Raw genomic sequence first — 12,892 nt, 5'->3', positions numbered from 1 at the left:
TCTCGGTTCTAAGTTGGGCAGATAGCCTGACTATATTACTCTTCAGCAGCAGCCATATCTTTGTCCCGTCCGCCGCCGCTCATGGCGCCCATCCCGCCGCCGTTGCCGCCGTCAAATCGCCTTCTCTTGTTGGAGAACATATCTTGATTTCTCCGCTTGCGAAACTTGCGAGCGTATGCTTGATTTCGTTGTGCCTTCTCTTTCTTGAGATTGCGGCGCTTAGCCATTCTGACCTCACTAATAAACATTGACATTCCCCAAGCTTTCGGCGAGGGGATTCTTCAGGTTAAAACTCTCAGCACTTGCTTGTGACTGAGATTCTGGCTTGGGTGAAGTCACTTGTTTCCGACAGGATTGCTCCAGCGGCTTTAGAGGTGTCTTCTCCCCAAGCGTGAATTCCGGTATACCCTACCGTACTCGATCGATTCTCTTTAATGTAGTTAGGTTTTGTTCAAATTTAGCTTTCCTAAACCGCAACACCGATCGGTGTGACTGCGAACTCAACTAATTGAGTGCGAGTTTTTACGTTGTCTAGTTATACTCAATTTTAGACCGATGACGATTATATCACACCCGGCACTATTACCGATCGACAAGAACAGTCCCTCGACTGAGAGTCTCTTGAGTCGCTCTTCATCAGCGCGCGATCGGGACGCAACATTTTTTACTTGCGAAAATATTCTAAAAACTCTTGACCGAGAAGCGGGGCCGGGGCCCCTAGCTTCAGATATGGGGCCCCGGCCTGTAGCGGCGACCGCCGCCTAGAAACGAGTGCGCGGCCCCGGCCACCGTGATAAAATAGTAGAAGCGATTAAGAATCACCATCTACACGTTGAATCAATCTAGTACGGAGAAATCCCGGCAACCGAGATATCTGGCGCGAGATCCAGAATACTTAAAGGGCAAATAAAGGCAGATTGAGGAGTGTACCTAACTGGCAAAAGTGATGGACTCAAGCAAGCAAAACATACTAAAAGTAAGCCCAATCGCAACATCTTCGGATAGTTGATCTTGAGGGTCTAGAGGGACACTTGAATGTCCCGCTGTCGCCTTTTCTAGGTGGGCAGGAATCCCCGTTGCTTCAGCGCTGGGGAGGTTCAAAAATACCACAAATGACACTAAATCCTGGTGATGTAGCCCCTGTTTTCAGCCTGCCCGACGCTGCCGGCCAACTTGTGGGCCTCGCAGATTTTCGAGGCCGACGAGTTGTACTTTATTTTTATCCTCGGGATAACACCCCCGGCTGTACCAAAGAAGCTTGTGCCTTTCGCGAGTAGCAAAGAAATGGAGTAAATCGGAGTTTCCAGTTTACCCCAGGGATAAAAACCCTGCTACACCAGAATAAGATCCTTGAGATCTACGCTACCTGAGGTCAAAACCCCAATAGAATTCGCTAGTTCTAAGCGGTTTGGCAAATAGAACATTGCCTAGTTTTTGAAGGTGAAACACTATTGCCAGTGACAAGTCTCAGGAGCATTTTCAAAGCAAACATCACCCGAAAGGCGAAGCAGAAATGCAACCAACCAAACAACAGAACTGGGTATTTCAAATCAACGGAGATAAGCAACCGTTAGATATGATTCACCCCGGCAGATGCCGAGAATTACAAAATCGTGGGAAGCTTGCCAGTTTTCGCAGATTCCCTTATGTCGTAATCCAGCAACAAACTATCGAAAGCCTCCAAACAAAGGAATACATCCTCAAGATTGACCCAGGTAGTCAGTGGACAGGGTTTGCCATTCAATGTGGCGATAATATCTTGTTTCGAGCAGAACTAAATCACCGAGGAGAATCAATCAAATTCGATTTAGTTAAACGAGCAGGGTTTAGACGTGGAAGACGTTCGCGCAATTTACGCTATCGCAAGAAACGCTTGAATCGTGCCAAGCCAGAGGGTTGGTTAGCTCCATCAATCCGACACAGAGTGCTAACAGTTGAAACTTGGATTAAACGCTTTATGCGGTATTGTCCAATTGCCTGCATCGAGATTGAACAAGTTCGGTTTGATATGCAAAAGTTAGCTAATCCAGAAATAGATGGAGTTGAATACCAACAAGGTGAATTACAAGGATACGAAGTGCGTGAATACTTGTTGCAAAAGTGGGGTAGAAAATGCGCTTACTGTGGCACAGAAAACGTACCGCTAGAAGTTGAGCATATTCAATCTAAGTCGAAAGGGGGGAGTAGCCGCATTGGAAATCTAACTCTAGCTTGTCATGTCTGTAATGTCAAAAAAGGTAACTTGGACGTTCGCGATTTCTTGGCAAAATCACCTGACATTTTGAATCAAGTTTTAGAGAATTCCACAAAACCGTTAAAAGATGCGGCTGCGGTCAATTCAACCAGATACGCAATAGTGAAAATGGCTAAATCTATTTGCGAGAACGTGAAATGCTCCTCAGGTGCAAGAACGAAAATGAACCGAGTGCGTCAAGGTCTTGAAAAAACTCACAGCCTTGATGCTGCTTGTGTTGGCGAGTCTGGGGCAAGCATTCGAGTTCTCACCGATCGACCTCTATTGATTACCTGTAAAGGTCATGGCAGCCGCCAATCCATTCGAGTTAATGCTTCTGGATTTCCGGCAGTGAAAAACGCTAAAACTGTTTTTACTCACATTGCAGCAGGTGATGTAGTCAGGTTTACTATCGGCAAAGACCGGAAAAAAGCTCAAGCTGGAACTTATACGGCAAGAGTTAAAACACCTACTCCAAAAGGGTTTGAGGTTTTGATCGATGGCGCAAGAATAAGTCTCTCAACCATGAGCAATGTAGTTTTCGTACATAGGAGTGACGGCTATGGCTATGAGCTTTAATTTGCTCGCATTGACTCGGAATTACTCCAATAAAGCGATTTCTAGCGATCGGACTACGAGTCGCGAAATATTGCAGTGATCGGTGTCAGTACAGACGGGGCAAAATCTCACACCAAGTTTGCAGCTAAATATCAACTGCCTTTTCCCTTGCTGTGCGACTCAAACGCCGAAGTGGCAACCGCCTACGGTTGTTACGGACTCAAAAAATTTATGGGCAAAGAATTTATGGGCATTACTCGATCGACCTTCGCGATCGACCCTAATGGTAGGATTGAAAATGTTTGGCGCAAAGTCAAACCAGAATCTCACGCAGCGGAGATTTTAGGACAGTTGCCGGACATTTTGCCTGAAAGAAGAATATAATAATTCTGACCCCAAATCTGCGAGATAGCAGGTCTAAAATTACTTTCCCCTAAACAAGCTTTTGAGTGTATGCGTAGATTGTGGCAATTTGTACAGACTGTGCTGGGTCTGATTTTTCGACATCCCGTCACTGGTACCGCCGTGATTCCTGTGTTACCTGACGGGCGAATAGTGTTAATTCGACGCCGCGACAACGGTCGCTGGGCACTTCCGGGAGGTATGGTGGATTGGGGAGAGGATATTCCGACAACAGTGCGCCGAGAATTGGCGGAGGAAACAGGACTCGATTTAGTCAAAATTCGTCGCTTGGTGGGCGTTTATTCGGCTGCCGATCGAGATCCTCGCTTGCACTCGATTTGTATCGTGGTGGAAGCAGAGGTGCAGGGCAAGATGCAAGTTCAGGATTCGCTTGAAATCAGCGAGGTGGAGGCTTTTTTGCCGACTGCGCTGCCGGAAGACCAGCTTAGCCATGATAATGGCGAACACTTGCAGAACTATTTTCAAGGCCTGACAACTTTAGCGTAAATTCTCAGGGCATCTACATTTGAGCAACGTTGGGAATTACCTCACCTTAACAAGCTACCTTTTATTAGTAGGGAATTAATTTTTAATGTTTCCATGCTTTAATTTATGATATCTGAACATTAATTTAATAATCTTTTTATTGCTGAATATTAAACCGGATGTACTCACCGTTACGCAATTCTCGGGTCAAACTCTCTTTAGGACACATTTTCTGGCGCGAAGTCGGCAGAGGCCCAAATTTAGTATTTTTGCATGGTTCTTGGGGCGACGGCAGTCAGTGGCTGCGGACGATCGAGCTTTTGAGCCCGGACTTCCAATGCTTCGCACCAGATTTGCTGGGCTTTGGCGACTCGGAACACCCAAATGTTAATTATTCGATCGATCTGGAAGTAGAATGTCTCGCCCAATACCTCGATGCTTTGAACCTGCAAGAGGTTTATTTAATTGGTGACTCTTTGGGCGGCTGGGTGGCTGCTAGCTACGCCATCAAATATCCCGATCGAGTTCAGGGTTTAGTGTTGTTAGCCCCAGAAGGCGTCAAGGCTGGCAACCAGGGGGGGCGGTGGCAGACGGCTAGCTGGCTGATAGCTCAACCTCCGTTGGCATACTGGTTGTTGCGATCGATCTATCCAATTGCTAAGTTGCTGGGTGGTCAAAAGCAGATTGACAGACTGCTAAACTTGAGACAGCAGTTGATGCAGTCCCCAGTTGCCGTGCAGTTGCTGTTCGGGCGGCGGCGGTCTGAAATTATAGCAGAGTTAGTTGATGAGAATTTGGCCTTGCTGAAAGCGCCTGTTTTGGTTTTGCAAGGTTCTGAAGATACCCCCGCAGCTTTGTCTCTGTGTCAATCCTATGCCGCTCTGGCTCCTAATGCCGAACTGGAATCTGTCAGTCCGGGAGACATCAATTTGCCGCAGGAAGTCCCGGATATTGTTGCTCGCTATATTCGCCAGTTTGCCAAATGAATTGATAATTGGTCATTAGTCATTAGTCATTGGTCATTGGTCATTGGTACACCTTTTAAAAAGGTATGTTGTTGCGCTTGAGCGCTCTTTATATGCAAGAGCGCTTAAGCGCAACAACGTGCCTAATATGCAAGAGCGCTTAAGCGCAACAACGTGCCTAATATGCAAGAGCGCTTAAGCGCAACAACGTGCCTAATAAACATTAACCTGCATAATAGAGCCAGTTGCTGCGTTTAACACTGTGTTGATTGAGGCAGATTTTTTCTGTTCTTATTATTCCCATTCCGATTGATTGCAAAGAATTGGTCGCCGTCAACATTTAACAAACTAATATGAATTAAAAAAAATACAACTGTATGCCCCTGTTCCCAACCTGTACGGAATCAATCATTACCAATTCTTCAACATCAAATCTCAATCAATTGGTCAATCCCCCAATCCCTCAATCTAAAATCTAAAATCTAAAATCTAAAATCCCACGGTTCCCCAAAAAATAGCCTCTGGTGCGTCAATTACCGAGGAAGCCGTATCGGGAAATAGTGCGGTGAGGTATTTCAATAACAAAATGCGATCGCCCCCCGTGACTGCAATTTTGCTATTCGGAAACAACCTCCGCCAATCTTCAATAAAATCCCTAACTCCTGCCACCGCCACATATATAACCCCGCTTTGAATAGCCCCAGCAGTATCTGTAGCCCAGCGACGCGGCAGATTTTCTGGTAAGCCTACTGAGGGCAATGCAGCGGTTTTTTTCCCTAACGACGACAACTGCAAACCCAAACCCGGTAAGATGGCACCCCCGACTAAATACCTATTGACATTAGCCCCAGTAAATGTTAGAGCTGTACCAGCATCTATCAGTAAAATTGGCCAACCCAATTGGTTGCCAGCACCCAATAAAGCTAAAGCTCTGTCAATCCCCAGGCTAGGATAGAGTCCCCCGATCGGTAACTGGTCTAAAGTAATAATTCGGACTTCAGGATAACTCTGCCAAATTGCTGTTTGCTGGGGAACTACTGAGGCCAAAACTAAAGGTGGCGGCACTACAGAAAGTGTGTGAGGACTAGACACAGCGGGAGTAGCAGGAAGACAAAGCAGATTTTGAGCTGATATTTGCTCGATCGACCTCATCACCGTTTCCACCAAATATTCCGCTTTTTCTGCCTCACAGAGCCGGGAAACAGCATCAGTTTTGAGATGCTCAGTATCCCATGTTCTCTCCAAAGTTCTGCCCTTAAATAATCCCCAGTGCAACCGCGAATTGCCGATCGCCAAAGCTATTTTAACCAGGCTTTTACCTGTCAATCCAGCGATCGGGTTGTCAGTGCCAGATCCCGGACAAAAATTGTCGGCAATTGAGTTTTTCATGTTCATCGATCGATCGCGCGCAAACATTATCACTAAAGATAGATTTTAGATTAATTTTATTCGCTTAGGGGGACGGTTAACTCTAATTGACATCTGACGAAAAAGATGGCGCGTGCCTCATTAGTATTGTCGGCTCCTTGACCATAATTATTATTTATAAATATTTGTAAAGCAAATAATTGCTATGCTCGGGATATATCATTTATAATGTTTTAATATCGTCCTAAATTCGTGGTAGCGACGATCTGCTGTTGGCGGGGTAAGCAAATGTGTAAACAACCAGAGTCTATCAAAATACTGTACAAGTGCTGAGTAAATATGTCTTTAAAAATACAACAACAAGAAACCCCCTGGCAGAGACTGACTGCGCGGTTGCCTGAATCAGGTAACTGGAATCAAGAAGAAGGTCTTTCGCTGCCGGAAGTAGACCAACAAAAAGCCATCATCGTGCAGATGCAGCAGCAAGTTCAGCTATCAAACTTGCTCAACGAAATTAATAACGAAATTCGCAGCACCCTTGATATAGAACAGATTTTAACATCGGCGTGCCGATTGCTGGGGCAAGCGCTACAGTGCAGCCGCGCGAGTATTTTAGTCAAAGAATCCAATACAGAAAAAACGTTAGTCACGCGGGGAGAGTACAACGCGGGAGACTATCCCATACAACTGGGGATGAAAGTACCGATTACTGACAACCCGCACTTGGCCGCAGTCGTGTCTGGACAAGAGTCGCTAGCATTGACGAAGTTTCTGGATTTTCCGGGGTTAAATGCACAAACCCGAAAAATTGCCGAGACTTTGGAAATTAAGTCAATGCTGGCAGTCGCTACTCGCTATCAAGGTGAAGTGAATGGCATAATTGGCTTGCATCAGTGCGATCGCGAACGGGAATGGACTGATTGGGAACGGCAACTGTTAGAAGGGGTAGCATCGCAATTGGCGATCGCGATCAATCAAGCCAAACTCTACAGCAAAACCCGCCGTCAAGCCGAACGAGAATCTCTGCTGCGACTGATTGGCAACCAAATTCGCAGTACCCTGGATCTGGGAACTATCCTGCAAACAGCGGTGAGAGAAGTCCGCCAATGGTTGCAGTGCGATCGGGTAATTATCTATCAGTTTCAAGATAACTGGCAAGGAACAGTTGTCGTTGAAGATATGACAGTTCCTTGGCCTTCCATTTTAGGAGATATGGGGGAAGATAAGTGTTTTAGGGGAAATTATGCCGATCTTTACCAGCAAGGGCGAGTCAAAGCAATTAATGATATTTTTCAGGCCGGTTTAGAGCCTTGTCACGTTGATTTTTTAGACAGCTTGCAGGTAAAAGCTAATCTGATCGTACCGATTGTTACATCCCAAAGCGCAGACAATTCACTTTCTACAGACATAAATTCTCCTGTAAAATTTCCCGGTAAACTGTGGGGTTTGCTGATTGCTCACGAGTGCGGCGATACGCGAAATTGGCAGCGCCAAGAAATGGAGTTGCTGTCGCAGCTAGCCGACCAAATGGCGATCGCGATTCAGCAAGCAGAACTTTACAGCCAAGTCCGAGAAGCGGCAGTCAAATCTCAAGCTCAAACCCAGCAATTGCAAGCAGCCCTCCAAGAATTGCGATCGGCGCAGCAGCAATTGATTCAAAGCGAAAAAATGTCTGGTTTGGGGCAAATGGTAGCGGGAATTGCTCACGAAATCAACAATGCCAACAATTTCATTCACGCTAACTTGTTTCACGCTCAAGAATATTTTAAAGTCTTAAACGAAGCTCTAGAATTGTGCGGGAATGCCTGCCCAGAAGCAGCGGAGGCAATTGTCAGAATCAATGAAGAACTAGAACTCGATTACGTTCGAGATGACTTTGGCAAACTGCTCAATTCGATGCGGGAAGGCAGCAGCAGGATTAGAGCGATCGTGATGACGCTGCGAAATTTTTCTCGCTTAGATCACGCAGAATTTAAAGCTGTGGATTTGCATGAAGGTTTGGAAAGCAGTTTATTGATGCTGCAAAATAAACTAAAATCAAATATAAAAATTGACAAGCAATACGGAAATCTGCCCCCAGTCAAATGTCATGCCGGTCAAATCAACCAAGTATTTTATAATTTGATTGACAATGCCTTAGATGCGATCGACTCAGCCGACAAACCCGGAGAATTAACAATCCGCAGTTGGCTAAGCGAGCCGGACTGGGTAACAATCTCTGTACGCGATACGGGAAGTGGCATTCCGGCGCAGATTCAAGACAAGATTTTCGATCCGTTTTTTACGACTAAACCTGTGGGGAAAGGTACTGGCTTAGGACTTTCGGTATGCTATCAGGTAATTGTACAAGCTCACGGCGGCCGGATTCGGTGCGTCAGTCAGGTTGGTGAAGGCACTGAGTTGATTGTGGAGTTACCACTTACTAATCAGAAGGGATAAGATTTGTCATATTATTTCCTCCGAGAACTCCCACAATAAAATTCGATCGTTGGCCCCAACGTAACAACACTTCGGAGAGTTTCAGGGCCGCCCTATGAGCGGCTAGAAACCCGGTTTCTACGAGTTTTTTGTTGGGAACGAGAAATATACGAAGAAACCGGGTTTCTGAGGTCGCGGGTGCGTGTATTTTTTTTTAGCTCGATCGGCAAAATCATAATTTTGTCAAGACCCGATCGGTAGATTTGTGCAAAAACTGGCGTGAAGCGAATCTATCGGGTAGGGAATCGCCCGCTGCACACATTAATAACTTTGAAGTTACTTAACAGCGTCATAAGAAATTTTATGAAGATTTACAAAAGAAACGTGTCAGAATGGAAACAATAAGGTAATGGATAACAGACAAGGAGGCAGAGTATGGTAGCCCTGACTGAACGAGTCCAACGCAGATTGACGGTGGAAAAGGTCGAAATTGCCTCTGATACAACGGCAATTCGATGCCTGGACTGGGATAGAGACCGTTTTGACATCGAATTCGGGCTCAAAAACGGTACAACTTACAACTCTTTCATCATACGCGGCGAAAAAACTGCCCTCGTAGATACCTCGCACGAGAAGTTTCGCCAGCAATATATGGAAACTCTGACGGGGGAAATTGACCCGAAAGAGATTGATTATTTAATTATCAGCCACACTGAACCAGACCACAGCGGTTTAGTTAAAGATGTGCTGGCTTTGGCACCCCAGGCGATTGTTGTGGGGGCGAAAGTAGCAATTCAATTTTTAGAAAACCTGATACACCAGCCCTTTGAGCGACTTGTCGTGAAAAATGGGGACAAACTAGATTTAGGAAATGGCCACGTTGTCGAATTTGTGTCGGCGCCGAATTTGCACTGGCCTGATACTATTTTCAGCTACGACAGCAAAACTCAGGTGATGTTCACCTGCGATGCTTTTGGGATGCACTATTGTTCTGACAGTACCTATGATGAGGATTTAGCGGCGGTTGAGGAGGATTATCACTTTTATTATGAGTGTTTGATGGCTCCTAATGCTCGATCGGTACTCAGTGCAATGAAGCGGATGGCCGAGTTGGGAGAAATCGGTACGGTGGCAACCGGTCACGGGCCGCTGCTCAGGTACAATGTGGTGGAACTTACCGGACGTTACAAAAAGTGGAGCCAAGAACAAGCTAAGGCAGAAACCACTGTAGCGGTATTTTACACTTCTGATTACGGATTTAGCGATCGCCTCGCCCAAGCCATTGCCCACGGGATTACCAAAACCGGTGTCGCCGTAGAAATGATGGACTTGAAAACCGCCGAATTGCAAGAAGTGCGGGAACTTGTCGGTAGCGCTGCGGGGATTGTGATTTGTTCGCCACCGAGTAATGGCGCTGCTGCGGAGAATGCCGAAGCTGCTATTAACACAATTTTAGTTGCAGCTAACAACAAACAATCCTTCGGTTTGTGCGAATCCGGCGGCGGCGATGACGCATCGGTTTATCCGCTGCGAAACAAGTTCAAAGAGTTGGGTTTGAAAGAAGCATTTCCCAACATTTTGATTAAAGAAGCGCCGACGGAAGCGATTTATCAAGTTTGCGACGAAGCCGGTACCGACTTGGGACAGTGGCTGTCGCGGGACAAGGCTGTCAAACAGATGAAATCCCTGGATAGCGATGTTGATAAAGCTTTGGGACGCATCAGCGGCGGATTGTACATTATTACTGCTCAAAAAGGCGAGGTTAGCAGTGCGATGTTGGCTTCTTGGGTGACGCAAGCCAGCTTTAAACCGCTGGGTTTAACTATAGCAGTTGCGAAGGATCGGGCGATCGAATCGATGATGCACGCGGGTGATAAGTTTGTACTCAACGTGCTGGAAGAAGGCAATTATCAAAGCTTGATGAAGCACTTTTTGAAGCGTTTTGCCCCAGGTGCCGATCGATTTGCCGGAGTTAAAACTCAACCTGCTACCAACGGTTCTCCGATTTTGACCGATGCTTTGGCCTACATGGAATGCGAAGTGGTCAGCAGGATGGAACTTTCGGATCATCATATCGTATATGCTACGGTCGATAGCGGCCGCGTCTCCAATCCCGAAGCACTGCCGGCAGTTCACCACCGCAAAGTCGGCAATCACTATTAGTCAGTTGACAGTTGACAGTTGACAGTTGACAGTTGACGGTTGTCAGTTGTCAGTTGACTGTTGAGTGTTGTCAAAAGCAAGAGAGAAATTAAACCCTCGAGTTTTTTGTCTTTCTTGTCTGAGTCAACACACTCCAAAGGTATTAGTAAGGTGCGTCAGCCGAAGTTTTATTCGAGTTAATCATCAACTATCTGCTGACGCACCCTACATTTAAACACAGGACGATGCTACTGTATTTCTTCCTTTCTCCCTCTGCGTCCTCTGCGTCCTCTGCGGTTAATAAAAAAAATCTCATTCACAAAATCAACAGTTTCCCCCTTGCAAACTTAATATAGATAGGTGCAATTAATGACTAATACTTTGACTCCTAGACTCGCATCTAATACCAAACCCCGCGACGTGCAGTTTGTCCCAATTGCCACAGATACCGCAGCAGTGCGATCGCGCACTTGGGACAGACTAAAATTTGAAGTAGAATATTCCCTGCAAAGGGGGACAACAGCCAACAGCTATCTCATTCAAGCTGACAAAACTGCTTTGTTCGACCCGCCGGGAGAATCTTTCACCCAAAATTATCTGGAATCTTTGCAGAAACGGGTGGACTTGAAAATGCTGGATTACATAATTTTGGGGCATTTCAATGCTAACAGATCCGTCACGATCAAAGCTTTGTTAGAATTGGCTCCACAAGTAGCTTTTGTTTGTACGAATCCGGCGGCTATTGGTTTGCGATCGGCTTTTCCCGAACAAGAGTTAAACATTATGATCGTTCGGGGTGAAGAAACTCTTGATTTAGGTAAAGGTCACAAATTAAAATTCCTGGCGACTCCGACTCCGCGCTGGCCTGATGAACTTTGCACCTACGATCCGCAAACTCGAATCGTGTTCACTGACAAATTTTTTGGTTCTCACGTTTGCGGCGATCAAGTATTTGATGAAGGCTGGAGCGTTTACAGCGAAGATCGGCGCTATTATTACGATTCCCTGCACGCATCTCAGGCGAAACAAGTGCTGACAGCAATGGATAAATTAGCTGATTTGCCAACAGCATTTTACGCTCCCGGTCACGGGCCGATCGTCCGTTACGGCCTCCACGAATTGAGCAATTTGTATCGGGAATGGAGCCAACAACAAAATTCAAAAGACTTGACAGTTGCTTTGATTTATGCTTCGGCTTACGGCAATACTGCTACTTTGGCGCAGGCGATCGCCAAAGGGATTACGAAGGCCGGTGTTGCTGTAGAAAGCATCAATTGCGAATTTGCCGAACCGGGAGAAATTCAAGAGGCGATCGAGAAATGTGCCGGATTTATCATCGGTACTCCGACGCTAGCCGGACACGCACCGACGCAAATTCAAACGGCTTTGGGAATTGTGTTGTCTACAGCAACTAAAAGCAAATTAGCGGGGGTTTTCGGTTCTTTTGGCTGGAGTGGCGAGGCGATCGACTTAGTGGAAGGAAAATTAAAAGATGCTGGCTATCGGATTGGATTTGAGCCGATTCGAGCCAAGTTTAAGCCGACGGCTGCGACGATTCACGAGTGCAAAGAAGCGGGAACGGATTTTGCTCAAGCCTTGATTAAGTCGCAAAAATTGCGGGCGCCGAAACCGCAGTTGACTGGTGGGAGCGATCGCACGGAACAAGCTGTAGGAAGATTGGTAGGTTCCCTGTGTGTACTGTCGGCGCGGCGCGGGGATGTCACGAGTGCGATGTTGGCTTCGTGGGTGTCGCAAGCCACGTTTAGCCCTCCGGGTTTGACGATTGCGGTGGCTAAAGATCGATCGATCGAAGCTTTGATGTACGCCGGAGATAAATTTGTGCTCAACATCTTAGCAGAAGGGCGACAGTTGCGGAAGTATTTCATGAAAAACTTTGCTCCGGGAGAAGACAGATTTGCCGGAGTTGAAACAACAGAAGCTAGCAACGGCTGTCCAGTTTTGACTGATGCTTTAGCTTATCTCGAATGCGAAGTGATCGGTCGGATGGAATGCGGGGATCACTGGGTGGTTTATGCGGCGGTTGAAAGCGGTCATTTGTTGAAAAATGACGGGGTGACAGCCGTGCACTACCGGAAATCGGGGAGTCATTATTAAGCTGCGATTAGGGACACGGCAATGCGGTGTCCCTACAACAAATACAGCAGATTGCAGGTTGAGCGAGTACATATCCGAAACCCGCAATCAGAGCCGGCACTGATTGCTGTAGTTTAGACTAACCAAAGATGAGAACGGTGGCAAAAGAAGAACTAGAGCCACCGCGCTAGGAGAGAATGAGGGTGAAAAAGAAAACCTATCCACT

8 protein-coding genes and 2 pseudogenes are annotated in these 12,892 nt (G+C 46.4%); 8 read left to right on the top strand and 2 right to left on the bottom strand.

Annotated elements, in window-relative coordinates; genetic code table 11:
• Positions 1 to 35 precede the first annotated feature (35 nt).
• The gene (locus JGK20_RS11935) at positions 36 to 227 is read right to left on the bottom strand and encodes a hypothetical protein (RefSeq protein ID WP_194066729.1); all 192 of its coding nucleotides are present in this window, start codon (positions 225 to 227) and stop codon (positions 36 to 38) included.
• An 885-nt stretch (positions 228 to 1,112) separates the two neighbouring features.
• Between JGK20_RS11935 and JGK20_RS11930 the strand changes: the two are divergent.
• The 5 genes and pseudogenes from JGK20_RS11930 to JGK20_RS11910 form a co-directional block, all read left to right on the top strand.
• A pseudogene (locus JGK20_RS11930) lies at positions 1,113 to 1,274 on the top strand (redoxin domain-containing protein); the annotation flags it as partial.
• Positions 1,275 to 1,513: 239 nt separating this feature from the next.
• Complete coding sequence (gene iscB, locus JGK20_RS11925; RefSeq protein ID WP_293230548.1) at positions 1,514 to 2,812, top strand: RNA-guided endonuclease IscB; 1,299 nt, start codon at positions 1,514 to 1,516, stop codon at positions 2,810 to 2,812.
• Positions 2,813 to 2,875: 63 nt separating this feature from the next.
• Positions 2,876 to 3,175: pseudogene (locus tag JGK20_RS11920) on the top strand (peroxiredoxin); the annotation flags it as partial.
• A 69-nt stretch (positions 3,176 to 3,244) separates the two neighbouring features.
• Positions 3,245 to 3,700 (top strand): NUDIX hydrolase, encoded by a 456-nt coding sequence (locus JGK20_RS11915; RefSeq protein ID WP_293185753.1) that lies wholly within the window; start codon positions 3,245 to 3,247, stop codon positions 3,698 to 3,700.
• A 158-nt stretch (positions 3,701 to 3,858) separates the two neighbouring features.
• A complete protein-coding gene (locus JGK20_RS11910; RefSeq protein WP_293185754.1) occupies positions 3,859 to 4,665 on the top strand; it encodes an alpha/beta hydrolase in 807 nt (268 codons plus the stop codon).
• 468 nt (positions 4,666 to 5,133) lie between these two features.
• Here JGK20_RS11910 and JGK20_RS11905 read toward each other — a convergent pair whose 3' ends face one another.
• On the bottom strand, positions 5,134 to 6,033 hold the full coding sequence (locus JGK20_RS11905) for a pantothenate kinase (RefSeq protein WP_293230567.1): 900 nt from the start codon (positions 6,031 to 6,033) through the stop codon (positions 5,134 to 5,136).
• A 318-nt stretch (positions 6,034 to 6,351) separates the two neighbouring features.
• Between JGK20_RS11905 and JGK20_RS11900 the strand changes: the two genes are divergently transcribed.
• From JGK20_RS11900 to JGK20_RS11890, 3 genes are all read left to right on the top strand, one after another.
• Complete coding sequence (locus tag JGK20_RS11900) at positions 6,352 to 8,451, top strand: GAF domain-containing protein (RefSeq protein ID WP_293191461.1); 2,100 nt, start codon at positions 6,352 to 6,354, stop codon at positions 8,449 to 8,451.
• Between the two features lie 414 nt (positions 8,452 to 8,865).
• Entirely contained in the window at positions 8,866 to 10,593 is a 1,728-nt protein-coding gene (locus JGK20_RS11895; protein WP_293230545.1) for a diflavin flavoprotein, read from the top strand.
• Positions 10,594 to 10,941: 348 nt separating this feature from the next.
• Positions 10,942 to 12,687 carry a diflavin flavoprotein gene (locus tag JGK20_RS11890; RefSeq protein ID WP_293185760.1) on the top strand — a complete coding sequence of 582 codons (1,746 nt, stop codon included), beginning with the start codon at positions 10,942 to 10,944 and terminating at the stop codon, positions 12,685 to 12,687.
• Positions 12,688 to 12,892 lie beyond the last annotated feature (205 nt).

It is taken from the genome of Microcoleus sp. PH2017_05_CCC_O_A, from assembly GCF_020738785.1.
GTDB lineage: Bacteria > Cyanobacteriota > Cyanobacteriia > Cyanobacteriales > Microcoleaceae > Microcoleus.
Note: the sequence above shows the minus strand (reverse complement) of the source record. Positions and strands in the feature narration are given on the sequence as shown.

Coding starts and splice junctions, on each gene's coding strand:
- JGK20_RS11935 (WP_194066729.1), bottom strand. CDS start 227: ATGGCTAAGCGCCGCAATCTCAAGAAAGAGAAGGCACAACGAAATCAA.
- iscB (WP_293230548.1), top strand. CDS start 1,514: ATGCAACCAACCAAACAACAGAACTGGGTATTTCAAATCAACGGAGAT.
- JGK20_RS11915 (WP_293185753.1), top strand. CDS start 3,245: ATGCGTAGATTGTGGCAATTTGTACAGACTGTGCTGGGTCTGATTTTT.
- JGK20_RS11910 (WP_293185754.1), top strand. CDS start 3,859: ATGTACTCACCGTTACGCAATTCTCGGGTCAAACTCTCTTTAGGACAC.
- JGK20_RS11905 (WP_293230567.1), bottom strand. CDS start 6,033: ATGAAAAACTCAATTGCCGACAATTTTTGTCCGGGATCTGGCACTGAC.
- JGK20_RS11900 (WP_293191461.1), top strand. CDS start 6,352: ATGTCTTTAAAAATACAACAACAAGAAACCCCCTGGCAGAGACTGACT.
- JGK20_RS11895 (WP_293230545.1), top strand. CDS start 8,866: ATGGTAGCCCTGACTGAACGAGTCCAACGCAGATTGACGGTGGAAAAG.
- JGK20_RS11890 (WP_293185760.1), top strand. CDS start 10,942: ATGACTAATACTTTGACTCCTAGACTCGCATCTAATACCAAACCCCGC.